This window comes from Pedobacter gandavensis, assembly GCF_032677645.1.
Taxonomy (GTDB): Bacteria; Bacteroidota; Bacteroidia; order Sphingobacteriales; family Sphingobacteriaceae; genus Pedobacter; species Pedobacter gandavensis_A.
In genome coordinates this window covers 90,333-116,929 of record NZ_JAVTSB010000005.1, presented here as the reverse complement: position 1 = coordinate 116,929, position 26,597 = coordinate 90,333, and the positions used below count along the sequence as shown (strand labels likewise).

Annotated in this window: 18 protein-coding genes; 16 read left to right on the top strand and 2 right to left on the bottom strand. The window is 41.1% G+C overall.

From position 1 onward, the window contains the following. Positions 1–73: 73 nt before the first annotated feature. The 9 genes from R2Q66_RS09920 (at position 74) to R2Q66_RS09880 (ending at position 15,543) form a co-directional block, all read left to right on the top strand. Positions 74–3,400, top strand: a complete 3,327-nt coding sequence (locus R2Q66_RS09920; protein WP_316748380.1) for a TonB-dependent receptor — start codon at positions 74–76, stop codon at positions 3,398–3,400. 21 nt (positions 3,401–3,421) lie between these two features. Then, positions 3,422–4,990 (top strand): SusD family outer membrane lipoprotein NanU, encoded by a 1,569-nt coding sequence (gene nanU / locus R2Q66_RS09915; RefSeq protein WP_316748377.1) that lies wholly within the window; start codon positions 3,422–3,424, stop codon positions 4,988–4,990. A gap of 76 nt (positions 4,991–5,066) precedes the next feature. Then, positions 5,067–5,996 (top strand): dihydrodipicolinate synthase family protein, encoded by a 930-nt coding sequence (locus R2Q66_RS09910; RefSeq protein ID WP_316748375.1) that lies wholly within the window; start codon positions 5,067–5,069, stop codon positions 5,994–5,996. A 53-nt stretch (positions 5,997–6,049) separates the two neighbouring features. Then, positions 6,050–7,189 carry a galactose oxidase gene (locus R2Q66_RS09905; RefSeq protein ID WP_316748373.1) on the top strand — a complete coding sequence of 380 codons (1,140 nt, stop codon included), beginning with the start codon at positions 6,050–6,052 and terminating at the stop codon, positions 7,187–7,189. Between the two features lie 2 nt (positions 7,190–7,191). Then, positions 7,192–8,433, top strand: coding sequence for an MFS transporter (locus tag R2Q66_RS09900; protein WP_316748371.1), 1,242 nt, complete (start codon positions 7,192–7,194; stop codon positions 8,431–8,433). 97 nt (positions 8,434–8,530) lie between these two features. Further along, the gene (locus R2Q66_RS09895; protein WP_316748370.1) at positions 8,531–10,105 is read left to right on the top strand and encodes an exo-alpha-sialidase; all 1,575 of its coding nucleotides are present in this window, start codon (positions 8,531–8,533) and stop codon (positions 10,103–10,105) included. 133 nt (positions 10,106–10,238) lie between these two features. Further along, positions 10,239–12,335: a GDSL-type esterase/lipase family protein gene (locus R2Q66_RS09890; RefSeq protein ID WP_316748367.1), complete on the top strand. Its 2,097-nt coding sequence runs from the start codon at positions 10,239–10,241 to the stop codon at positions 12,333–12,335. Between the two features lie 12 nt (positions 12,336–12,347). Beyond that, on the top strand, positions 12,348–13,532 hold the full coding sequence (locus R2Q66_RS09885; protein WP_316748366.1) for an AGE family epimerase/isomerase: 1,185 nt from the start codon (positions 12,348–12,350) through the stop codon (positions 13,530–13,532). 25 nt (positions 13,533–13,557) lie between these two features. Beyond that, the gene (locus R2Q66_RS09880; RefSeq protein ID WP_316748365.1) at positions 13,558–15,543 is read left to right on the top strand and encodes a beta-N-acetylhexosaminidase; all 1,986 of its coding nucleotides are present in this window, start codon (positions 13,558–13,560) and stop codon (positions 15,541–15,543) included. A 3-nt stretch (positions 15,544–15,546) separates the two neighbouring features. Here R2Q66_RS09880 and R2Q66_RS09875 read toward each other — a convergent pair whose 3' ends face one another. After that, positions 15,547–16,275 (bottom strand): arylesterase, encoded by a 729-nt coding sequence (locus R2Q66_RS09875; protein ID WP_316748364.1) that lies wholly within the window; start codon positions 16,273–16,275, stop codon positions 15,547–15,549. Between the two features lie 273 nt (positions 16,276–16,548). On the opposite strand from R2Q66_RS09875, the gene R2Q66_RS09870 reads away from it, so the two are divergent. The 4 genes from R2Q66_RS09870 (at position 16,549) to R2Q66_RS09855 (ending at position 21,129) form a co-directional block, all read left to right on the top strand. Further along, the gene (locus R2Q66_RS09870; protein ID WP_316748363.1) at positions 16,549–17,238 is read left to right on the top strand and encodes an ABC transporter ATP-binding protein; all 690 of its coding nucleotides are present in this window, start codon (positions 16,549–16,551) and stop codon (positions 17,236–17,238) included. Beyond that, the gene (locus R2Q66_RS09865) at positions 17,231–19,798 is read left to right on the top strand and encodes an ABC transporter permease (protein WP_316748361.1); all 2,568 of its coding nucleotides are present in this window, start codon (positions 17,231–17,233) and stop codon (positions 19,796–19,798) included. The genes R2Q66_RS09870 and R2Q66_RS09865 overlap by 8 nt, the downstream gene beginning before the upstream one ends. Before the next feature lie 17 nt (positions 19,799–19,815). Beyond that, on the top strand, positions 19,816–20,187 hold the full coding sequence (locus R2Q66_RS09860; protein ID WP_316748360.1) for a DUF2784 domain-containing protein: 372 nt from the start codon (positions 19,816–19,818) through the stop codon (positions 20,185–20,187). Positions 20,188–20,379: 192 nt separating this feature from the next. After that, positions 20,380–21,129: a hypothetical protein gene (locus R2Q66_RS09855; RefSeq protein ID WP_316748359.1), complete on the top strand. Its 750-nt coding sequence runs from the start codon at positions 20,380–20,382 to the stop codon at positions 21,127–21,129. Between the two features lie 20 nt (positions 21,130–21,149). On the opposite strand, the gene R2Q66_RS09850 is transcribed toward R2Q66_RS09855, so the two are convergent. After that, on the bottom strand, positions 21,150–22,007 hold the full coding sequence (locus R2Q66_RS09850; protein WP_316748357.1) for an HD domain-containing protein: 858 nt from the start codon (positions 22,005–22,007) through the stop codon (positions 21,150–21,152). Between the two features lie 259 nt (positions 22,008–22,266). Here R2Q66_RS09850 and R2Q66_RS09845 point away from each other — a divergent pair, with 259 nt between their 5' ends. From R2Q66_RS09845 to R2Q66_RS09835, 3 genes are all read left to right on the top strand, one after another. Continuing rightward, entirely contained in the window at positions 22,267–23,457 is a 1,191-nt protein-coding gene (locus R2Q66_RS09845; RefSeq protein ID WP_316748356.1) for an MFS transporter, read from the top strand. Between the two features lie 97 nt (positions 23,458–23,554). Next, the gene (locus R2Q66_RS09840) at positions 23,555–25,240 is read left to right on the top strand and encodes a sodium/sugar symporter (protein ID WP_316748354.1); all 1,686 of its coding nucleotides are present in this window, start codon (positions 23,555–23,557) and stop codon (positions 25,238–25,240) included. 304 nt (positions 25,241–25,544) lie between these two features. Further along, positions 25,545–26,558 (top strand): type IX secretion system membrane protein PorP/SprF, encoded by a 1,014-nt coding sequence (locus R2Q66_RS09835; protein WP_316748352.1) that lies wholly within the window; start codon positions 25,545–25,547, stop codon positions 26,556–26,558. The last annotated feature ends 39 nt before the right edge of the window (positions 26,559–26,597 follow it).

The following is a 26,597-nucleotide window of genomic DNA, read 5'->3' as shown; positions in this document are numbered from 1 at the left end:
TTGCTTTCAAATAATATTTATCTCAACTTAGTAGTATTATGTATAACATAATGCTAACCAAAATTCTAATAGTATGAAACAGTTTTACCTAAAAACGATTGTTTTAGTGTGCTGCCTATCCTCCTTTATAGGCGCGTTTGCACAAAACAAAAAGGTAACCGGGACGGTTACTGGCGAAGATGACGGACAAGGGATTCCAAGTGTCAGCATTTCAATTAAAGGAACAAAGTCGGGCACACAAACAGATGCGAATGGGAAATTTCTTATCGATGCCAATTCAAACGACATACTCGTGTTTACATATGTTGGGTACTTGACCCAGGAACAAAAAGTAGGCAATAACACCAATTTAAAAATAGTGATGAAACCTTCAGCTGCGAATCTTGATGAGATCGTAGTGGTAGGTTATGGTACGCAAAACCGACGTACTGTAACCAATTCAATTGCCAAGCTGGATAAAGAGGTGTTGGCAAATGCGCCACGTGCCAATGTGGGGAGTGCTTTGCAAGGAACAATTGCTGGTATTCAGGCGATTAGTAAAAGTGGACAACCAGGCGTCGGCCCGACTGTATTTTTAAGGGGAGGGGCATCTATCAACAATCCCGGGGGACCATTGGTGATTGTAGATGGAGTAATCAGAGATTACAATGATATCTCTTCTGAAAATATCCAATCGATAGAAGTGTTAAAAGATGCAGCCTCAACTGCTATCTATGGTGCTAGAGCCAATAATGGGGTGATTTTAATTACCACCAAGACGGGCGCAGCAGGTGTTGCTCAAATCAATTATAAATTTACCGGGGGGTACAATGTAAGAAGAGATGGTTATAACTATTTAGGGGCCAAAGATTATATCTATTATACCCGTTTGGGCTACCTGAATTCAGGTAAACCAATAGCTGATGCTAATAATTCAAGAGGATTAGGCCTGCTCGCTGATGCAGCCAACCTTGCAAGTTTTGACATCAGGAAGTATGTAGAAGGAACTACAGTATTGCCTTCAGGATGGGGTATCGTTGATGATCCTTATGGAGGTCAGATGATGTATAAAGATCATGGAGGTGAAATTGAAGACCTGGTATTCAGAAACACCTATACTAAAGACCATTATGTTAGTGCTTCAGGTGGTAATGATAAAGGTAAATTCTTTGCCGCATTTGATTCATTTAATGAAGACGGTGTGATTGTAGGTTCTAGCTATAAACGTTACACCGCAGATCTTAATGGCTCGTATAAAGTGAGATCTAATATTGAAGTTTCCGGTGGTACTACGCTTTCTACTTCTTCCCAGTTAGGTACCGTTGGTGGTGAGGTAAACTCATTGTATAGAAGTTTGGCTATATGGCCAACATTTAACCCATGGATAGATGAAGCTAAAACAGTACCAAATCCTGGAAATAGTGCAAGTGATGGTAACCCATTATATTGGTTAAGTCGATTGAACCGTCAGAATGAAGTGAATAAAGTTGTGGTTAACGGTGCCGTAAAATGGGATTTATTACCAGGCTTATATTTTAAAGCTACGGCCAATGCTTATTTACTAGATAGAAAAGATGAGTCTTTTCAAAAATCAACACAGACATACGCTAATATTTTTGCTACGCCACAGTCGATAGGCTCTGCTAGCAGAGATGCTATTCTTTTGTCAAGAAGAGATTTTCAAACGCAGTTTAATGGGATTGTGAATTATAACAAATCACTAAAACTGCATAATTTTGGGGCGATGGTTGGTGCGGAAACTTTCCAGATTAAAACACTAAACTCACAATTGTATGGTCAGAATGCACCTACAGATGAGATTCCTACGATCAATGCTTCTACAGTGTTCCCTGCAACGCTAAATGGTGCAAAAGCAAATTTTAGCGAAAAATCGGAATACCGTATCAATTCACTTTTCGGAAGATTTACTTATGATTTCGATCAAAAATATCTATTTACCGCAGTGTTTCGTGCTGATGGTGCTTCCAACTTACCAGACCAACATAAATGGGGTTATTTCCCGGGGGTATCTGCAGGATGGAATCTTCAAAAAGAGAATTTCTATGTGAACTCGGGTCTTAATAAATATGTTTCGACCATAAAACCTAGATTAAGCTATGGTGTTAATGGTAACATCGCAGGTTTGGGCAGATATGTAGTTCAAGGTGTATATTCATCTCCTGCAAATAATTACGATGGTGCTGGTGGTTTCTTCCATGATAAACTGGCAAATCAGGATTTAAGATGGGAACGTAGCAAAACTTTCGGTGCTGGTTTAGATTTAGGTTTATTACAAGACAGAATTACTTTGTTATTTGATTATTATGACCGCAGAACTTCTGATTTGTTAACAGATCTGCCCTTACCGGATTATATCGGATATCCTCCAATCACAACCAACTCAGGTACATTGCAGAATAAAGGATATGAGTTTGCAGTTAATGCAAAAGTATTGAGCACTGATGGTGGTTTTACTTTAAACCTGGGTGCAAATGCGAGTTTTGTGAAAAACAAAGTGTTGAAACTTCCTTTCAATGGTAATGAGAACAACAGACAAGGTGGAATACAGGTGTTTGATGCTGCATCTGGCCAGTTAAAATGGGTAGGTGGCTATCAGGAAGGCCAGACCATCGGTGATATTTATGGCTTCAAACAGGTGTCAATTTTTAAGGATGCTGCCGAAGTACTGAGAATTGCAGGCAATAGAAGAGATGCGATCGCCAATGTAACCGGACCAAATTTACCTAAAGGTACTGCACCGGGACCAGGAGCAGATGCTGGTAGAATCACCCCTGGTGATGTGAACTGGTTAGATGTAAATGGCGACGATATTATTGATTCAAGAGATCAGGTGTATCTGGGTAATATGGCTCCAAAATGGACTGGTGGTTTTAATGCCAATGCAAATTACAAGGGCTTCAATTTATATACCAGATTTGAGTTTGCTTTAGGTCATACGGTTTACAATGATTTATTGGCGCGTACCCTTGGAAACTATCAGGGAACGTTCAACTATACTGATTTGATGCTTAAATCCTGGACTCCGGGAAACACGGTTACTGATATTCCAAAAGTATATTTTGCGGATCAGGTACAAGGTTCTAAGCAAAATTATACCAGAGCGAATAATGCCGCAACTGTAGTGAATGGAAACAATTCAAATCTTTATGAAAAAGGGGATTACCTGGCCTTAAGAGAGGTAACACTTTCTTATACTTTGCCTAAATCATTAATGGCTAAAACCAAATTCTTATCTAACTCAAGAATCTACGCCACAGGAAGTAACCTGTTCTATATCACAAAGTTTAGCGGCTCTTCTCCGGAAGCACCTTTAGATGCTAACAACAGGCTTACCGGTGTGTATTTAGGTGCGTACCCTAGTGCAAGATCCTTTATTTTTGGTTTAGAAGTTTCCTTTTAATCACTTATAAGATTAAACATCATGAAAAATAATTATAAAAATATAATCGCAGCAGCCTTAATGGTATTGAGCCTTGGCGCCTGCAAAAAAAATCTGGAATTACAACCTATCAGTAACCTGAGTGATGATAATTTCTGGAAAACAAATGATCAATATGATGCTTTTGTCGCTGCAATTCATAATAAATTCCGTGGCCATAATAATAATTTTATGTTCCTTGGGGAGTTGAGATCTGATATTTACGGAAATGATCCCGGGACAACCGCTTCTTTTACAGGTGAAGCTTCTCAGGGATTGGAGCGTATGTGGTTGCAAACGATGACTTTAGATGCCGCAGGTGTAAATTCTTTTGGTACTTTTTATAGTAATATAAACCAGTTGAATTTATTAATCTATAAACTCAATACCGGGAATGTGGTTACTGAGGCTACTAAAAAGTATGAATTGGGGATAGCTTATGGAATGCGTGCATTTTATTACTACCAATTGTACCGCAGTTGGGGAAATGTAGTGATCATCACCGATTTTATCGATGCCGGTAACCTGGATCTGTTTAACCTTTCTAAAGCGGCTTCCCCAGCAGCAGATGTGCTGAAACTGGTTAGAGCGGATGTTGAATTGTCTCTGGAGAATTTTGGTACTGATTATTCCATTAAACGCAATAAAGGGTATTGGTCTAAATCTGCAACTTTAATGCTAAAAGCAGATACTTACTTGTGGACTGCCCATAGAACTGGTGGTCCGGCAGATGCGACAATAGCTAAAAATGCTTTAACAGATATTCAAACCAATGTTCCTGCATTGGGCTTATTAACAACCTCAGCTAATGCATTAAACACCCCTTTTGCGGATCTTTTCTCGACTACAAGCAGGGGAAATAAAGAGATCATTCTGGCAAGTAGAAACGGATTAAATGAAGCAGAAATGTCATTTATACCGGGCTCATTTACACCTCAAACAGGCTTAATCGCAAATTATTTCGACTCTTTGGCAAACAGACAATTTAATGTAACCACTGATAATTACGCTGGTTTGTTACGTGCTCCTGTGAAAATTGCTACCTACAGAAAGTTTGATGCAATGGATACCCGAAGAGAAGGCTCCATTCAGGCTGGTTATAGAAGGCCAACTCCCGGAACTTATGTAATTGCAGGTGCTTTCCTGAAAAAATATCAGGGACAACAAGATGCCGCAACAAGAAAATACACCAACGATTTTCCAATTTACCGTTATGCTGACCTCTTATTACTACTTGCAGAAGCTAAAGAAGTATTAGGAGAAAGTCCAGCTGCCGAAATTAACGCAGTAAGGGCAAGGGCATATGGTGTAAACTATAACCCTGCAGTTCAGGGTTTCCCAAATATGCCAGGTGACGGAGATATCAAGCAAGCAATTTTAAAGGAACGCTTGTTTGAGTTTGTCGGAGAAGGAAAGCGTTGGTATGATCTAAGACGCATGGGAGACAGTTACGTCTATGCCAATACGACTTTATCTGCTGCCGAAGGTTATAAATTATTCTGGCCAATTGACCGTACTTCTTTAACTAATAACAGAGCTCTGGTTCAAACCACAGGATATCCACAATTTTAAAATTTTGGTGTAGGAGTGGAGGCCTTTATGGCCGACACTCCTACCTTTTATTCGCACGTTTAAAAACATATATAAAATGACTATTCAACATTTACAAGGCCTGATTGCTGCGCCGTTTACACCAATGGATGAAAATGGAAAGCTAAATGTAGCCTTGATTCCAAGCTACTACCAGTTTTTAAAATCTAACAAAGTTACGGGCGCATTCATTTGCGGATCTACCGGAGAAGGAGTTTCCTTAACCAATGCCGAGAAAAAAGAAGTGGCACAAGCCTGGGCAGATTGCACACGCGGCGACCATGATTTTAAGGTAATGATGTTCCTTGGTGGAACGAGTATTGCCGATTGTAAAGACCTGGCTTTGTTCTCTAAACAAATCGGCCTTTATGCCATTTCATTTACAGCTCCCTTTTATTTTAAACCTGCAAACGTAGAGGTACTGGCCACAATATGTGCTGAAATTGCTGCCGTTGCACCAGATATGCCCTTCTATTATTACCATATTCCAGTGTTGACAGGGGTAGGTTTTGCGATGTATGACCTGTTACAGGCCATTGACGGCAAGATTCCTAATTTCGCAGGGGTAAAATATACGCATGAAGATTTCATGGATTTCCTATCTTGTATCCATTTCCAGAATGGTAAATATGATATGCTTTGGGGACGTGATGAAAATATGCTTTCGGCATTGGTTTTAGGAACTAAAGGCGCTGTAGGAAGTACTTTCAATTATGCCGCTCCTTTATACTATGATATGATTGCCGCTTTTGAAGCAAATGACTTGAAAAAAGCACAGCTTTTACAACAACAATCAATTGATATGATCAGATTATTAGGTAAATACGGTGGTATTGCTACTGGAAAGGCCTATTTAAAATTGGTTGGCGTAGATTGCGGTGAATTTAGATTGCCTGTGAAAAATATGAGTGCAGCACAATTCGAAAGTTTTAAACAAGATGTAGCGGCTGTTGGTTTCCATAATTTTAAATCAAAAGCAGCTCATTAGCCTTAATAATGAATGCGATGAGTAAGTACCTGTTTTATCTTTCAGTCCCCCTTATGTTGACAACAACAACGACAGCGGTTTTCGCACAGAAAACGCCTGCTGAACAGATCGAATGGTCTGTTGCAGCTCAATTACAAACGCCAGATGGGCAAACTTCGATTGGTTTTGCCGGTGCGATGAATGCGGTGCTTCAAAACCGACTTATCGTGGCTGGTGGCGCCAATTTCCCGGATAAAAAACCATGGGAAGGTGGTAAAAAACATTATTCAAATGCGATCCATATTTTAGAGAAAAAAGGAAATGGATTTTCCTGGAGTAAAGAAAAGGCCTTTCTGCCAGAGGCGATTGCCTATTGCGGAAATACCAGTACGAAATTCGGAATTGTGTATGCAGGCGGAGAAAATGAAAAGGGATTGTCAAATCAGGTTTTCCTGTTGACCTGGAACGAACTGAACCAGAATGTACAGGCGAAACCTTTGGCCAGCTTACCCATCGCATTGACAAATGTTGCCTTAACCAATATTGGGAACCTGGTATATGCCATTGGTGGCGATCAGGAAAAATCAACATCCAACGCTGTTTTTAGTCTGGATCTGAGTTTGCCTGCGGCCACATGGAAGGTATTGCCAGCACTCCCTGTTCCTTTAGCGAACTCGGTTGTAGTGGTACAAAGTCCGGCAAAGCAGCCTTTGATTTATGTAATCGGTGGCCGTACCAAAACGCCTGAAGGCATTAGCGATTTACATGCTACCGTATTCATTTATCATCCGGAAAAACAGGAATGGAAAGCTGGCGCTGCAATCAGCGATGGTAAAGCAGTGACAAATTTCTCTGCCGGAACAGGCCTTGCTATTGGTAAAAACGAGATTCTAATCTTTGGTGGCGACAATGGGAAGACTTTTCACCAGATAGAAACGTATATCTCCAGGATTGCTAAAACGGAAGATCCGGTGGAAAAAGCCAGATTAACAGCCGAGAAGAATCAATTGAGTATTCATCATAAAGGTTTTTATAAGGGCCTTTTGCGTTACGATGTTGGAACTAATACCTGGTCAAAAATAGGCGAATTGCCTTTCCTTACACAAGTTACGGCTATGGCTACAAAATGGAACAATGATATCATCATTTCCAGCGGTGAAGTGCAACCTGGCGTCAGGACACCAAACATTATGCTGGGAAAAATAAAAGACTAGAAATGAAAAACACAAACAGATATGCCTGGGTGGTGGTTGGATTATTGTGGGTGGTGGCACTATTAAATTATATGGACCGACAAATGTTGTCGACCATGAAGCCGGCAATGCAAATCGATATTCACGAATTGCAGTCGGCCACAAACTTCGGTTACCTGATGGCTATTTTCTTGTGGATCTATGGGTTTATGAGTCCGGTTTCCGGAATTATTGCCGATAAATTTAACCGGAAATGGCTGATCGTAGGCAGTTTGTTCGTTTGGTCTCTGGTGACTTATTTAATGGGATACGCAACCACTTTTAACCAGATTTACTGGCTGAGGGCATTGATGGGCGTAAGTGAAGCCCTATATATCCCTGCGGGATTGTCGCTGATTGCCGATTTTCACTCTTCAAAAACCAGATCACTGGCCATTGGAATCCACATGACCGGCCTTTATATGGGCCAGGCTTTAGGTGGTTTCGGTGCAACAATTGCCGATAAATTCTCCTGGCAGGCGACTTTCCATTCCTTTGGAATTGTAGGGGTCATCTATGCTCTGGTTTTGGTCTTCTTCCTTCGCGAGAAAAAACCTTCGGAAGGAGTAGAAATGGATGATGAGATTAAAATGAAAGTAAAACCTTCCATCTTTAAGGGCTTCGCCATTCTGTTTACCAATATTTCTTTCTGGATTATCCTGTTTTATTTTGCCATTCCAAGCTTACCAGGTTGGGCTGCAAAAAACTGGTTGCCAACATTATTTGCTCAGAACCTGAACATCCCAATGGCTACAGCTGGTCCTTTATCTACCATTACCATCGCTTTCTCTTCTTTTGTAGGGGTAATTTTTGGCGGTATTCTTTCGGATAGGTGGGTGCAGAAAAATATTAAAGGAAGGATTTATACCAGCGCTATCGGCCTGGCATTAACCATCCCTTCTTTACTGTTACTAGGTTTCGGGCATTCTCTGTTCCATGTGATGGGAGCCGCCTTATGCTTTGGCCTCGGATTCGGAATGTTTGACGCCAATAATATGCCGATACTTTGTCAGTTTGTTTCCTCAAAATACAGGGCAACAGCCTATGGTTTGATGAACATGACAGGGGTGTTTTTTGGTGCATTTATTACCGACTTACTGGGGAAATCTTCAGATGCCGGTCACCTGGGACAAGATTTTGCCATGCTGGCGGGAATTGTCTGCCTGGCGCTGTTCGTTCAGCTTTACTTCCTTAAACCAGTCGTAAACGATTTTGCTGATGCTTAATATCTAATACTAATTTTTAATTCTGATGCTAATTGTTCATTGCTGATTATTTCAATATTTACTTGCCGATACCTATTAATTCACGAAAAAACTAAACATGATGATTTCACAAAACTATAAATATGCCGCGCTCTCTCTCTTTTTGTTGGCCTCCGGATTTACCGCCAGTAGCCAAACCGTTCCATCTAATGCTGCTGGTTTAACCATCAGTGCTAAACAAACCGTAAATCCGATTCTGAAAAGAAAAGCGGTGAATCCGGTATGGAGATTAGAGATTGAAGTGCCGGCAGAAGGATTGGAGTTTAAAGCCCTATCAGGTACGCTAAATAAAGCGGGATTAAAAGACCTTAAATCTTTAGAAGCTTATTTGAGTACGGAGAATAGGGAGAAAGAACTAGAGCTGGATCCAAAGAAAAAGATCGGTGCTGTGGAGGTATCCGGAAAAAACTTCCTGATCCCTTTATCTGCTAAATTAAGTCCAGGTAAACACCTGATTTGGATCAGTGCTACGGTTAAACCGGAAGCGAATATCGACGACCGTATAGAATTGAAGGTTTCAGATTTAACGGATGCCGCTGCAAGAAAGCATAAAATCAATATTCAAGGACCAGTGGCCTCAACTAAATTGGGAATTGCCTTGAGAAATCCTAACGACGATGAGGTGAATTCTTACCGTATTCCAGGGATTGTAGACACAGATAAAGGGACGTTAATCTCCGTTTATGATGTCCGCTATAAGAATAGTGGTGATTTACCTGGTAATATTGATGTTGGTATGAACAGAAGTACCGACGGGGGTAAAACCTGGGAACCGATGAAAATCATCATGGATATGGGTGCTCCCCATGAAAATAATGGTGTTGGTGATCCTTCCATCTTATTCGATCCGGCTACAAAAACCATTTGGGTAGCGGCATTATGGAGCAAAGGAAACCGTTCTATTGCGGGTTCAGGTCCTGGGCTTTCTGAAGAAGAAACCGGACAGTTTGCATTAGTAAGTAGTACTGATGATGGCTTAACCTGGTCGAAACCTTACAGCATCACTGCTCAGGTTAAAAATCCAATATGGAGATTGTTTTTCCCTGGCCCTGGAAATGGAATCGCCATGGCTGATGGTAAAATTGTATTTCCTGCACAATATTGGGATGAGAAAAAAATGCCGCATTCTACCTTGATCTATAGTGATGATCATGGAAAGACCTGGAAAGCAGGAGTAGGGGCTAAATCTAATACCACAGAAAGTCAACTGGTAGAAACTACGCCAGGAAAACTGATGTTAAATATGCGTGATAACCGTGGGAAATTCAGAAGTGTAGCCACCACTACAGATATGGGGCAGAGCTGGGAAACACATCCTACTTCCTATAAAACACTAATCGACCCGGTTTGTATGGCCAGTTTGATTAAAGCCCGCGTTAAAGTGAAGGGAAAAATGAAAGATGTTTTGTTTTTCAGTAATCCTAACTCTTCAAAAGACAGAAAAGACCTGACCATTAAAGTAAGTCTTGATCTTGGAGAAACCTGGCAAGAGACAAATTTATTGGTAGATGAAAGAGATTCTTTTGGCTATTCTTCGCTTACAAAAATTGATGACCAAACTTTAGGTTTATTATATGAAGGCGTACGTGATTTATATTTTGTACGTATTCCGGTAAAAGACTTAATTAAATAATCATTTGAAAAGGAATCCTTGTGGCTGAAAACATCAGTTACAGGTTTTTTTTTTAGAATTTTACTGCCTTGGCTAAAGATTTAAAATACTAAACTATGCTGTTGAATCAGCTTAATAAAATCAACAAAACGGAATGAGAACCACAAAAAAAATCATCCTGATCGTTTGGTTGTTGTCGCTTTCTTTGCAGGTAAGCCTGTTTGCACAAAGTAAAAAGATCAAAGTAGCCTGCATCGGAAATTCCGTTACCGCAGGTTTTCTGCTTAAAGATCCGGCGCATGAATCCTATCCATCAGTACTCAAGGGGCTGTTGGGTGATCGTTATGAAGTAGGAAATTTTGGCCTGAGCGGTGCAACGCTATTGAAAAAAGGACACAGACCTTATTTTAAAACCAAAGAATTTACAAATGCACTGAACTTTCAGGCAGATATTGCGATTGTTCACCTGGGACTAAATGATACAGATCCAAGAAACTGGCCGGAACTTCGTGATGAATTTCAGCAGGATTATGCCTGGTTATTGGATACTTTAAAGAAGAACAACCCTAAAATCAAATTATACATTTGCCGCTTAACACCAATTTTTAGCGAACATCCCAGGTTTAAATCCGGGACCCGTGAATGGTACTGGCAGATTCAAAAAGAAATTCCTTTGATCGCTAAAGACAATCAGGCTACACTGATTGATTTAAATAGCGCTCTGAATAGTCGCACAGACTTGTTTGCGGATAACCTTCATCCTGATAAGGAAGGTGCAGCAATTATTGCGCGGACCATCTATGAAAACCTAACAGGTAATTTTGGCGGATTAAAACTGCCGGTGTTATTTACAGATCATATGGTTTTACAACGTGATCAGGCTATCCCTGTTTACGGAACTGCAAATGCTGGTCAGGAGGTTGCCGTGTCTTTTAACAATCAGAAGAAAATAGCAGTCACTGGAAAAGATGGTAAATGGAAAGTGATCTTTCCGGCTATGGCAGCTGGTGGCCCTTATCAACTGATCGTTAATGATGGAAAAGAAAAACTTATTTTAAATGACCTCTTAATGGGGGATGTCTGGCTTTGTTCCGGACAGTCGAATATGTATTTTCAATTGAAACAATCGGCTACAGGCGCGGCAGAGTTAAAGCAATTTCCTGTACAGCCCAAACTAAGGTTGATGAAGTTTAACCCACTTGCAGAAACTGACGCGGTATCCTGGGACAGTACCACTTTAGCCAAAATTAACCAACTGGATTATTTTTCTGGAAACTGGGCTCCGGCGACAGCTGCCACTGCCGCAGGTTTTTCCGCGATTGGGTATTATTTCGGTCAGCAGTTGGTACAGGAAGCAGGGGTGCCTATCGGATTGATCGAAATGGCCGTTGGTGGTTCTACACTGGAATCCTGGATCGACCGTTACACCATGGAACATGATCCTCAATTGGTAGATGTACTGAGCAATTGGCGCAAGTCGGATTTTGTACAGGAATGGGCCCGTGGACGTGCAAACTTAAACCTTAAAAATTCAGGCAATGCAAGACAACGCCATCCTTATGAGCCTGCTTATAATTATGAAGCGGGAATTACACAACTGATCGGATCTCCGATAAAAGGGGTAATCTGGTATCAGGGAGAAAGTAATACGCAGAATCCGGAACTTTATGCACATAGCTTTCCAGTGCTAATTAAAAGCTGGCGGGAGAAATGGGGCATTGATTTTCCATTTTACTATGTGCAACTTTCCGGAATTAATCGTCCGTCATGGCCTTATTTCAGGGATATGCAGCGTAAAGTACAATATGAAGTGCCCAAAACTTATATGGCTGTTAGCTCAGACCTTGGCGATTCACTGGATGTGCATCCAAATAGAAAGAAGGAAATTGGGCAGCGTTTGGCTTTACAGGCGCTAAAACACAGCTATCATAAAGCTGTTGTTGCCGATGGACCAGTCGCAAAAAGTGTATTGATCAAGGGCAATATCCTGGAGATTTCTTTTGTACAGGGGAATTCTCTGGCTGTAAAAGATGCCGGATCATTAAAAGGATTTGAATTGGTTTTAGAAAAAGGAATCATTTTACCCGTATCCGCTGCTGTGTTAAACAACAAGGTTCAGCTCCGGATTCCCTCCCAAATAAAGACAGAAAAAATTAGAACAGTAAGGTATAGTTATGCGCCTTTTAGTCGCGCAAACCTGGTTAATCAGCATGGATTGCCAGCCTCAACCTTCAGTTTACCCATAAATTAAAATATTAAAGACATGAATTACACGCAAGAAGACCTGAGCGGATTACAGCAATTTTATAATGATCAACTCTTAAATGATACAGTTCCTTTTTGGTTTCCAAGATCAGTAGATACCGAATTTGGTGGGTATCTTTTGATGAGAGACCAGGACGGTACACTAATAGATGATGATAAGGCGGTTTGGATACAGGGGAGGGCTGCATGGTTGCTTTCTACCTTATACAGTACGATTGAACCTAAAGAAGAATGGTTGTCAGCAGCAAAATCAGGGATAGATTTCCTGAATAAATATTGCTTTGACGATGATGGACAGATGTTTTTTCATGTGACACGAGACGGTCAGCCTATCAGAAAACGCAGGTATTATTTCTCAGAAACCTTTGCCGTAATTGCCAATGCGGCCTATGCAAAAGCAAGTGGTGATCCTGCAGCTGCAGAAATGGCCAGGTACCTGTTTGGGAAGTGTATCGAGTACTCCACCACGCCAGGTTTATTAGCGCCTAAATTTACCGGAACCAGACCTACAAAAGGAATCGGGGTGCCGATGATTATGATGAATACCGCACAGCAACTCCGGGAAACTATCGGTGATCCGCGTTGTGATGAATGGATTGATAAATGGATTCTGGAAATTGAGACCTATTTCGTGAAGGACGATATCAAATGTGTGATGGAACAAGTGGCCCCGGATGGTAGTATTGTGGATCATATTGATGGCAGAACTTTAAATCCAGGTCATGCCATAGAAGGTGCATGGTTTATTCTTCACGAAGCCAAATACAGAAATAATGATCCGAAACTGATTGCACTGGGTTGTAAAATGTTAGATTATATGTGGGAACGCGGATGGGATAAAGAACATGGCGGAATTATGTACTTCAAAGATGTATATAATAAACCTGTACAGGAATATTGGCAGGATATGAAGTTCTGGTGGCCGCATAATGAGGTGATTATAGCCACTTTATTGGCATATACAATCACTGGAGATGAAAAGTATGCAAAATGGCATAAAATGGTTCACGATTATGCTTATGGCCATTTTCATGATAAAAAGAATGGAGAATGGTTTGGATACTTACATAGAGACGGAACGTTGGCGCAAACCGCAAAAGGAAATATGTTTAAAGGACCATTTCATTTACCACGACAAGAATGGTACTGCGCAGCTTTGTTGACAGAACATCTAAAGAAATAAATTTTATTATTCCTGAATTATTACTATGTTTAACCGTAACCTTTTAATACTTATCATTTTGCTGCTCTCCATCGATATGTTATATGCTCAGGTCCCAACTCTGAAAGAGGACCAACGGGCAGTGCCTGCTTTAATGCCACTTCCTCAACGGTTAGAGAAGAGAACAGGTGTCTTTGATTTTAAACATTGCCAGTTAATTGTAGTAGACCATGATGACTTCATTCCTGAAGCCAAACTGCTGCAAAAAGCACTTAAAAATCAAGGTATAGAGGTTAAAATAGGAAAACTACCAGCAGAAGGAACTTCATACCTTATCCTGGCTAAGGATGAAATGCTGGATGCAGAGTTTAAACAGGAGGCTTATCGCCTTTCTGTAAGCCCGGGTAAAATATCAATTAAAGGCCTTCATAAGAAAGGAGTTTTTTATGGTATCCAAACCTTAAAGCAGTTGATTTCCTCTGATAAAAAGGTGGTTTCCTGCGATATTGTAGATTGGCCGGCGTTTTCATGGAGAGCATATATGGTAGATGTAGGGCGTAATTTTCAGTCTGTCGCGCTATTGAAACAACAAATAGACGTGATGGCTGCTTATAAGCTGAACATTTTTCATTTTCATGCCACAGAAGATATTGCCTGGAGATTGGAAAGTAAACTTTATCCGCAGTTAACCGCTCCGGAGACCATGTTGCGGAATAAAGGTGATTTCTATTCCGTAGCCCAAATGAAAGACCTGATTGCTTATTGTAAAGAACGTCACATTACTTTGGTGCCGGAAATTGATATGCCCGGACATAGCGATGCTTTCAAAAGGGCTATGAAAACGGAGATGCAAAGTGATACCGGCCTTAATATTGTTAAAAACCTCCTTAGAGAATTTATAAAGACTTACAACCTTCCTTATCTACATATTGGTGCCGATGAAGTTAAAATCACCAATGTAAACTTCCTTCCGGAAGTGACGCAACTGATCGAACAGCTCGGTAAAAAAGTAATCGGATGGGAGCCTGGAGGAAACTTTACAGAGAGTACCATCCGACAATTGTGGATGGAGGGTGCAACTAAAGTGAGTAAGAACAAAAACATACAATACATAGACTCCAGACACCTTTACCTGAACCATATGGACCCACTCGAAAGTGTGGTGACTATTTTTAACAGGAAGATCTCAAATCTGGATAAGGGAAATTCAAGTGCTTTAGGTGGTACAATTTGTAATTGGCCGGACCGTAACATCTCAAAGCCCGAAGATGCCTTGACCCAAAATCCGGTTTATCCTTCCATGCTTGCTTTCTCAGAACGCAGTTGGAGAGGGGGAGGAATACCTGGTTGGATGGCCAAAATTGGTAAACCTGAATCTGCGGAAGCCCTGGGTTTTGCAGCTTTTGAAAATCGCTTGATGCAACATAAACAACGCTACTTTTCCCGTTTGCCTTTTCCCTATGTGGCACAGTCGGACATAACCTGGAGGTTAATTGGTCCTTTTGCTAACGGAGGAGATTTGACCGCATCATTTGATCCCGAATCGGTTGCTGTAAATATAGACAGTCTGCCGGTAGCCATGAAAGTAGTCGGCGGCACAATTGTGCTCAGACATTGGTGGACGCCAGAGGTGACCGGTGTATTGGAAAAGCCACAGGAAAACACCACCTGGTATGCTTACCGAAAAATATGGAGTGACGACAATGAAACCAAAGATTTTTGGATTGGCTTTAATAATATATCCAGATCTTATGCTTCCAGCTCTCCGGAAAAAGGAACCTGGGATAACCGAAAAAGTAATGTTCATGTAAATGGAGTCCTGATTGATCCACCAGCATGGAAACAGGCCGGTTTGTCCGGGAACATGGAAATTCCTTTGATTGATGAAGGTTATGAGTTTAGAGCACCTACACAAATAACCTTAAAACAAGGTTGGAATGAGGTGTTGATCAAATTGCCTATTGCCAGCTTTAAAGGAGCAGACTGGAAAAATCCGCAGAAGTGGATGTTTACTTTCGTACCCGTAGATTAATCGTTATAAAATGGGTTTTAATTTCTCCCATACATTTTTTGCCAGGATCTTTTGTCCGGCAGCAGTAGGGTGAATCCCGTCTTTCTGATTCAGCTTTAGTACTCCACCAACGCCCTGAAGTAAGAAAGGAACCAATATCATATCGTTTTTCCTGGCTAGTTCCGGGAAAAGCGATTTGAATTCATTAGCATATTTTGCCCCCATACTCGGTGGAATCTGCATCCCCGCCAATACAATCTTTACCTCCGGATATTTCTTTCTTACTTTATCCGTGATCTGTTGTAGGTTGTTTCTTGTATCCGATAAGGGGATTCCTCTTAATCCATCGTTCGCGCCTAATTCCAGTACTAATATGTCGATAGGTTGCTTTAATAACCAGTCTATTCTAGTGTTGCCAGCAGCTGTGGTCTCGCCGCTTAACCCTGCATTGATCACTTTGTAGTGGAGTTTTGCTTCCTTTATCTTTTCTTGTATTAAAGCCGGATAGGCTTCATTTATCTGTAAGCCATAACCCGCAGTAAGGCTGGTGCCAAAGAACAATATGGTTTTCTCCTTCGTCTTGCTGTTTTCGGTGGTCCGGGCTTTTTCTTTTTCAGTGGGTTTGTTGGAGTCCTGTTTAGGGTTTTCTGTTGTAGCAACTGTTCCCTGTTTTCCGGTGCAGGAAGTCAATATGGCCATTGCAGAAAACATAAACATTAAAACAAAGGAACCTTTAAAATTGAGCTGTAACATAGTATAATTATCAAAATATTTGAAAGCCTGGGAAAACCAGTAGTATAATACAAATGTAGCTTTCCTGGCTAAAGTCTGCTAAGGTATTTAAATTGTGTTCTTGCTTTATGGAAGCAGGGTGTTTGTTAAGCACCTCTTTTGTCCATTAAATAGCGCTATAAAACACTTAAAACTCAGTATATTTAGCCTTACCATCTGGGAAATGCTATTTTACCTGAACGCAATATTGAATTTGCATTCATTATTTTAAAAGAAGACCCTAATCTCAAAGCTTTGGAAGATATCCTTAACATTCAAAATGTAAGTAAAATTTACGAAAATGCAGGTCATAAACTGACCGTACTCGACAAGATCAACTTCTCCGTTCAAACCGGCACTACGATAGCTATTACCGGCCCATCAGGCAGTGGAAAAACTACGTTACTGGGTTTATGTGCAGGACTGGATCGTTCAAGTTCAGGAACGGTTTCCCTAAATGGTATCGATTTGGATCATTTAACGGAAGATGAAAGGGCGGCAGTCAGGAACCGCTACGTAGGTTTTATTTTTCAGAATTTCCAACTGTTGCCTACGCTTACCGCATTGGAAAACGTAATGGTGCCCTTAGAACTGAGAGGGGAAAAGAATATAAAGAAACACGCGCTGGAATTGTTGGACAAGGTTGGACTTGCCGACCGGTCCGGGCATTATCCGGTACAGCTTTCCGGTGGGGAGCAGCAACGGGTATCCCTGGCCAGGGCATTTTCTAATCAGCCAGCGATATTGTTTGCGGATGAGCCAACAGGAAACCTGGATGCTGAAACCAGCGATAAAGTGATCAAGTTGATGTTCGACCTGAACAAAGAAGCAGGAACGACATTGGTTATTGTGACCCATGACCTGGATCTCGCTGCAAAAACCAATAGGATGATCAAATTAAAAGGAGGTGTGGTGATTGCTGATTTAGAATTGAACCATGCCTGATCCTAATTTCAACATTAAAAGAACCATTAATTACGCCTGGTTACTAAAAATGGCCTGGCGGGATTCCAGAAAGAACCGCTCCAGGCTCTTGCTATTTATGTCTTCCATTATTTTGGGAATTGCGGCGCTCGTGGCTGTTTATTCTTTCAAAGCCAATTTACGAAGAGATATTGATGAACAAGCAAAGACACTGACCGGGGCCGATTTGATTATTGAAAGCCGGAGGCCATTGAGCCCTGCCGTTACCGCCTTGCTGGATACCTTGGGAGCAGTCCGCGCTAAAGAAAGAAACTTTGTCTCCATGGTTTATTTCCTGAAAGGGGAAGGCTCCCGTCTGGTTCAAGTGAGAGCCTTAACAGGAGATTATCCATTTTATGGCAACATAGAAACACAGCCATCCCTGGCTGCGAAGACTTTTAAAAACGGAAGAAAAGCTTTAGTAGACCGAACCTTGATGCTACAGTATCAAGCAAAACCAGGCGATTCAATCAAAATCGGGAACCTGAGTTTCGCCATTGAAGGTAGCCTGGAAAGTGTGCCCGGACAAACGGGTATTGCAAGCACCGTGACTCCTGTGGTGTATATTCCTTTAGAATACCTGGAGCAAACCGGCTTAACTCAACTGGGTAGCAGGATTCAATCCCGTTATTTTTATCAATATAAAGATGTAGCTACGGTCAACAGAGATTTAAAGCGTCATCAGCAATTGCTGGATAAAGAACAGTTGGGCCATGAAACGGTTGCGACGAAAAAAGAAAGTACCGGCAGGGCATTTAAAAACCTGAATGAATTTCTGGCCTTATCCGGATTTATCGCTTTATTATTAGGGTGTATCGGGGTAGGAACGTCGATACAGGTTTACATCAAAGAAAAGCTGGGCGCCATTGCTACTTTAAGGTGTCTGGGACTAAATGCCAAAGAAGCTTTCCTGATTTACCTGATTCAGGTGGGGGCAATCGGTCTGTTGGGTGCCATTACCGGTGCTTTTCTGGGGACGGTCTTGCAGTTTATGCTTCCCTTAGTCCTGAAAGACTTTATACCTGTCGAATTGTCAATGGGAATCTCCTGGTCGGCAATTGGACAAGGACTCGCTACAGGGTTGATCATTTCTGTTTTATTTGCATTGCCATCCCTGATTTCTGTTAGGAGTATTTCGCCTTTAAATGCCATTAGAGCTTCTTTTGAGGAGGTAAAACAGGTAAGGGATCCATTAAAATGGTTGATTTATATGTTGATCATTGCTTTCGTTTATGGGTTTACCTATTTGCAGATGAGCGATTGGATAAAGGCGCTGGCTTTCGTCATAGGGATTTTACTGGCCTTTTTACTGCTGATTGGCCAGGCTAAACTTCTGATGTTAGTTCTCAGAAAAATGATTCCTGAACGCATGGCCTATGTTTGGCGTCAGGGCTTTGCAAATCTTTATCGTCCGAACAATCAAACCATGATTCTAAGTGTCGCCATAGGCTTATCTACGCTGTTTATTGTCACTCTATATTTAGTTCAGGGTGTGCTTTTAAACAAAGTGGCTGTGTCTGGTAGCGGTGCAAAATCTAATATGGTACTTTTTGATATTCAACCTGCACAAAAAGAACCGCTCGCACAGCTGTTGAAAGCAGCGCATTTGCCTGTTTTAGGGGAGGTACCTATCGTGACCATGAGGATTATAGAAATCAACGGCAAGACTGCGGAACAGTATGGAGATACAACCAGTAAAAAAGGTAAAAACGGAGTTGCCAGAGCTTTTAGTGGAGAAATCCGGGCAACCTATCAGTCGCAATTGAGATCTACAGAAGTACTTAATGAGGGTAAGTGGACTGGAATCACCGCAGAAGGTAGTACTGTTTTTATCTCCCTGGAAAAAGCTTATGCAGAAAGAATTAAAGTACGCATCGGTGATTCAATTGTTTTTGATGTTCAAGGCTTGCCGGTTAAAACCAAAGTAGGTAGTCTCAGAACTGTCGACTGGAATACAGTGCAGCCTAATTTCAGAGTGGTTTTTCCAACAGGCGTGTTGGAACAAGCACCTCAATTTTATGTGTTTATGACGCGTGTTGCTGCTGCTGAACGTTCCGCTGAGTTACAGGCAAAAGTCTTAAAAGCTTTCCCAAACGTCTCTATTGTTAATTTAGATATGATTCTTAAGACTATTGATAACCTGTTAGATAAGGTTAATTTTGTGATTCGTTTTATGGCTGGATTTAGCATGGCCACAGGATGGATTGTCTTGTTGTCCTCAGTAATGAGTAGTAAGGGGCAGCGGTTGAAAGAAAGTGTTTTGCTAAGAACTATGGGGGCAAGCAGGAAACAGATTCTGACGATTACCGGTCTGGAATATCTCTTCCTTGGGTTCATTGCAACCGCTGCCGGGATTATCCTGGCTATATTGGGAAGCTGGGCGCTCGCTGTATTTGCGCTTAAAAGTAATTATGCCCCTGAGATCTTACCCTTACTGGCATTTCTGGTGGCTATACCTTTATTGGTGATGATAACAGGCCTTTACAACAGCAGGAGTGTATTGAATCGTCCACCATTAGAAATTTTAAGAAAAGAATCTTAAATAATAGAAACCTATTAATGAGTTTAATTGCCCTTGACTACTTTTACACCCTGATCCATTTATTGATAATTGGATTTAACCTCTTTGGATGGGCATTTCCAGCCACGAGGCGACTACATCTCTACGGTGTAGCCCTTACCTTGGGCTGTTGGTTGATTTTAGGAATCTGGTACGGAATTGGATATTGCCCGGTCACAGATTGGCAATGGCAGGTTAAAGAGCAACTGGGAGAACAGAATCTGCCTGGTTCTTTTGTTAAATATTATGCGGATCGCTTAACTGGTTCAGATATCAATCCTGACCTTATTGATGGGCTAACACTTGGTTTATTCCTGATTTCCATCGCTATTTCTGTATATCTTAACTTTCTCAGAAAAAAAACAAGCTAAAAAGATACGTGTAAATGACTACTGTAACAGCTCTGTTACTCTGTGGTTTATACAGGTAATACTCTTCGGTTCAGTAGGTTGTTCCAGTATGCAGGCAGTATTATTCGATAATATTTAACCCTAAATCCATACTTTTAGGGAATTTAGAAGTAAAAATCACGTTTGATTATTTAGCTGTTAATGCAAGAATCTATGAATAAATACCTGATAGTCCCCCTGTTTTTTGCTGCCGCGACCTGGAGTTCCTGCTCCTCAGTATATATGCCTAACGTTCCAAATACGCCAATGTTAAGCCAAAAAGGGGAGTTGAGTGCGGGGGCGCATATCTCGCCAAAAGGAAATGCAAGTATCAACGGTGCTTATGCCGTATCAAATCATTTCGGGGTCTTATTTAGCGGGTCTTATATGAAGAATGAGAGAACCAGTAAAGATTTTCGTCATAAATTGGTGGAGTTCGGCGGAGGGTACATCGATACTTTCGGACCAGATAATAACCAGATCATTGAAATTTATGCCGGATATGGTGGAGGAAGAGCAGATCGTAATTTCAGAGAATACGACGATAAGCTATTGATCAGTAGTACTAAAGAGGAAGTTACCTTTACAAAAACATTCATCCAGGTCAATTACAGCTCTAAAAAGAATAAATACCTCAATCTATTCGGAAACCGCTATGCTTTAAATTATGGAACTGCGATCAGGATTAGTCATGTAGGCATGAATACCTTTTTAAGTAACAATATCGGACAGCCCAAAGAAGACAATATGTTTATTGAGCCTGTTTTCTTTACGCGTATGAGACTGAGTGACGCTGTACAGCTTCAATACACCTCCAGTGGCAACTTTGGCCTAAAAGACCGTAAATTCATGACCGCTGGAAATTCCATCTTCACTATTGGTGCTGTGTTTAATCTAGGAGGAAAGAAACCGATTGTAAAATAGATAGGGCCAGGGGAAGTAGCTTAAATAGACAGCATGGCTTTCAGGCTCCTCAGTTTGGTGGTTAAATTGCTTCCCTTTTTCAAGAAAGCCGGATAACCTTTTAAGGTTTTAATCGCTTTAACCGCCTCATATCCTAAGGCGATACTTCTGATTTTGTTCAACAGAAAAGTATCATCCTTAAATAAATCTGCTTCCTGTAAAAAGCCATTTTTCAGGAAATCCCGGATTAATACCGACATCTGCTCATTGGCATAGAGGTGAAGGGGAAGCTGGAATACTTCTTTCTTTAAACGTTCATAAAGTGTATTGATCCAATCTACCTGTTCCGCCTTAGTGACCACGATACGACCTTGTTGTATCCTAAGGTGCTCCAGGAACAATATGGCTGCCGGTCTGTTGATTAATCCGGCATGAAGAGAATCCCGAAGGGTATAATCCAGTCTGTCGGCACAAAGGTCTGGTAAAGGTTGCTCCAGAAGTGGGAAATCCCCATCTAATAACTGGTCCAGGTGATAACCATGCTTTCTGAGCAGCTCCGGAACATCTGAGTTCATCAGTACTTCCGCAAACATTTCCTCATGATAATTCTCCTCCTTGTTTTTAAATACATAATCGCCGACATGTGAAAAGGCGGTATGAGAAATGTCGTGAAGTAAACCGGCAATCTGTTCCAATTCTGTGCCCCCAAGCTTTCTGATCAGTAACATCACACCAATAGAATGTTCCAGGCGGGTATGGCTAATCTCCGGATTAACGAGGAATATCGCGCCACTTTGATGAACTCCACCCAACCTTTTTAAAGCCGGACTAGCCAGCAGATCCGCAAAAACTTCCGGAAGTTCTACGTTTCCATACAGCAAATCATTTACAATTACCATGTCTTTTTGATTTAGATTACAGTTAACAACCAATAGATAAGGATGCAATTATACTAAATATTTTAGTTATTGAGGTTGTTTTTGCTAATTAAAACAGAATCTCAGGATGTTTTTTTATAAGGGCTCTCTAAGGGCTTGCTTAGGGGAGATTTAGCTTAACGAACTACATTTACGATGCATTCTTCCGCATCAATTACAAACAAACAAAGCAGTAAAACAGTTTTTCTCCTATCTTTGGGCCTTCATTCATCCTTTTTCAATGCAAAATTCTTCCGGTTCTATTTATACCTTTCAATTTGGTCTGGTCTGCTTAAGCTCTTTTCTTTTTTCTGCCAGCTTCAATATGCTGATTCCGGAATTACCCGCCTATTTAACGGCTATGGGTGGCGCGGAATACAAAGGCTTCATCATAGCCTTGTTTACGCTTACCGCAGGGATTTCCAGACCATTTAGCGGTAAACTAACGGATACTATAGGAAGAGTTCCGGTAATGGCGGTAGGCTCCCTGGTATGCTTTCTGTGCGGATTCCTTTATCCGATGCTAACCACCGTTGCAGGTTTCCTTTTCCTGAGACTAATTCATGGCTTTTCTACCGGATTTAAACCTACAGCTACCGCAGCTTATGTTGCAGATTTGGTGCCGGTTAACCGATGGGGAGAAGCGATGGGGGTACACGGTGTTTGTTTTAGTACCGGACTAGCCATTGGCCCTGCAATTGGAAGTTTAATTACCGATCATTTCGATATCAATATCCTTTTTTACTGTTCTTCTCTTTTCGCGTTATTGTCTATTGTGATCCTGGCGAATATGAAAGAAACGCTGCCAAACAAAGAGAAATTCAAGTTTAGTCACTTAAAGATCAACAGGAAAGATATTATTGAATGGAGAGTAATACCTTCAGTAATTATCATTTTCATGACTTACATCAGTTATGGTGCTATCCTAACCGTAATTTCCGACTGGAGTAAGGCGTTGGGAACCAGCAATAAAGGAATGTTCTTTATGGTGTTTACTTTAACTTCTCTATTGATACGATTTGTGGCCGGTAAGGCCTCTGATAAATACGGCAGACCAGTGATCTTAAAGTTCTCGTTAGTACTCCTTGCGGCCTCTACCTTATGGATTGCTTTGGCAGATACCTCATTGATGCTTATGTCGGCTTCTGCATTATACGGTGTGGCCACAGGAATGTTATCTCCAACAGCCACGGCATGGACGGTAGACCTGAGTGATCCGCATCACCGCGGAAAGGCAATGGCCACCATGTATATCGCACTGGAAGCCGGAATTGGTTTGGGCGCGCTGTTAGCCGGATGGTTGTTTATTGATGACCTTGCCATGATTCCCGTTACTTTTTATGCCTGCACAGGAATTACACTAATCGCCCTGGTTTACCTGCAATTTATCTATAAACCAGCAGGTTTAAACATAGAGCCGCACATTAGTTAAGTGTTCCCGTAACTTTTCCTTTAATTAATTTACATTTTCTGAAAAGTTATGGGAAATAAATTTATATTTTAGCCAGCTAATCAACATTTAAACCACAATGAGCGGACTTCACAAATACGATTATATCGTATTTTTTATTTACTTCATTATCGTATCTTCTTACGGTTTCTGGATTTACTACAAAAAGAAAACTGCAGCAGCAGATTCCAAAGACTACTTCTTAGCAGAAGGCTCTTTAACCTGGTGGGCCATTGGAGCTTCACTGATCGCCTCAAATATCTCGGCAGAACAAATGATTGGAATGAGTGGTTCCGGGTTTAAACTCGGACTGGCTATTTCCGCATACGAATGGATGGCTTCTGCAACCTTAATCATTGTGGCAGTGTTCTTTATGCCAGTTTATCTAAAGAATAAGATCTTTACCATGCCCCAGTTTTTAAGTCAGCGTTACAATGAAAAAGTAGCGATGATTATGGCGGTATTCTGGTTGATGTTATATATTGTAGTCAACCTGATGTCCATTCTTTACCTTGGGGCCCTGGCCATCAGCGGTATATCCGGACTCGACCTGACGGCCTGTATCCTTGCCTTAGCAATCTTCGCGATTTTCATCACCCTTGGTGGTATGAAAGTAATCGGATATACTGATGTAATCCAGGTATTCTTCTTAATTCTAGGTGGTTTAGTAGCTACTTATCTTGCTTTAAACCTGATTTCAGGCGGTGAGGGGATTACGAAAGGCTTTGGTATTCTAAGAACAGGGGCCTCGGAACATTTCCACCTGATTTTCAAGAAAGACAACCCTAATTACATGGACCTTCCTGGTTTAAGTGTATTAATTGGCGGTATGTGGATTGCGAACTTAAGTTACTGGGGATGTAATCAATATATCACGCAAAGAGCGCTGGGTGCTTCTTTACCAGTTGCAAGAGCGGGACTTTTATTCGCAGCATTCCTTAAAATGCTAATGCCGGTGATCGTTGTGATTCCAGGTATCGCAGTATATTTTATTGTTAAAGAAAACATGGGTGGCATCAAAGCAGCAGATTTATTGACTGCTTCGGGTGTAGAAGACCCAAATAAGGCTTATCCTGCTTTATTAGGACTGTTGCCTGTTGGTTTAAAAGGATTGTCTTTTGCAGCTTTAACCGCAGCAATTGTAGCTTCCCTTGCCGGAAAAGCCAACAGTATTGCAACCATCTTTACCCTTGATATCTATAAGAAAGCATTTAAACCGGACGCAAGTGAGCGTAACATGGTTAACATAGGTAAAATCACGGTTGTGGTTTCTATGTTAATGGCTGTAGTACTTTCGCTGATTGTAGGTGACGCCCTAATGGGAGAAGGAAAACAAGGTTTCCAATACATTCAGGAGTATACCGGATTCGTATCTCCAGGTATCTTTGCGATGTTTATCCTTGGATTCTTCTGGAAGAAAACAACTTCAAATGCGGCAATGTTCGCTACTGTAGGTGGTTTTGTCGTTTCAGTGCTCCTTAAATTCTTACCAGGATGGGTAGACCTTTCTCCTTTACATGAATACGGATGGGCAATTGCCAATTCAAGTGGTGTATTTGAGATTCCATTCATGGACAGAATGTTGATCGTTTTCGCGATTTGTATTTTGGGAATGTATCTGATTAGTATTTATGAAGGTAAAAAAGGCGTTGTAACCAATGGATTGGAGATTGATGCTAAAATGTTTAAAGTTTCTACCTCATTTGCTATAGGTGCTTTAATCATCTTCGCGATGTTAGTCGCTTTGTATTCTGCCTTTTGGTAGTACCTATTAAATATCTATACGAAAAGCGGCTTATTTATATAAATAAGCCGCTTTTTTGTTTAATTACCCCATTACGGATTACTCTTCAATAATCTATTTAACTCCTGTAACGTTTATCTATACGACACCTATTATCTCTTATTGTAATTTATTTGATGATTACGTCAGATATGTACAATTATGTAATTGATACTTATTTAAGTTGAAAATATTTGTTTATTAGAAATTTGTTTAACTAATGATTACTGTTTAGCTTAGTGATACGTCTTTATGCAATGGACGTCTGAAACCATAATAGGATTCCATGAGCAAATGGCTTTTTTTAGTAGGAGTGTTGCTGAGTTTCACTTTGCTGTGCCATGCGCAGCAAAGACCTCAGTACACACAATATGTATTTAATAACTACATTTTAAATCCTGCAATTTCAGGGATTGAGAATTATACGGATGTTAAGTTTGGGTATAGAAATCAGTGGACTGGGGTTGATCAGGCGCCGGTGACGGCTTATTTTTCGGTCCACTTTCCTCTGGGGAAGAACTACCTCTATGGCAATTCAAATTCTTTCTCCGAAAACGGGGATAACCCGATGAAACGCAACATTATGCACACCTATATGGCTTCAGAGCCACACCATGGTGCTGGTGTTTATGGAGTGGTAGACAAAATAGGCCCCATTACCAGTTCTGATTTTAAATTCACCTATGCCTATCACCTTGGACTCAGTCCCAAAATCAACCTCAGTCTCGGTGTTGCCGCTGGAATATCCAGACTCATGCTGGATGTTTCAAAAATCTCTTTAGAGAACATCTTGGATCCGGCCATTGCCGACAATGCCAACAACCGGATACAACCAGATTTAGGGTTGGGATTATGGTTGTATGGTGCTGATTTCTTTGCCGGAGTCTCCGCACAACAACTCCTCAACAGACCCGTTACATTTACCAATGAAGCGGGCTATAACCAGGGGAAACAGGTGCCCCATCTGTTTATCACCGGAGGCTACAAGTACTTTCTTAGTGATGATATTGCGGCCATTCCTTCTGTGATGTTTAAATACGTTTCGCCCGCACCGCTTTCTACCGACATCAATTTAAAAGTATCATTTAAAGACAAGTTCTGGTTGGGAGGAAGTTATCGTTCCAATGACGCAGCAGCGATCATTGCCGGATTTAACATTAATGCGCTGTTTGTATTGGGGTATTCTTATGACTTCACCACTTCCCAATTGGGAACGGTGAGTAAAGGGAGCCATGAAGTAGTGCTCGGCATTTTGCTGAACAACAGGTATAAAGTGACCTGCCCACAAAAAAACTGGTAAGCGCACAGTAGAAGCAAAGACAAAATCAAAAGAACAAGC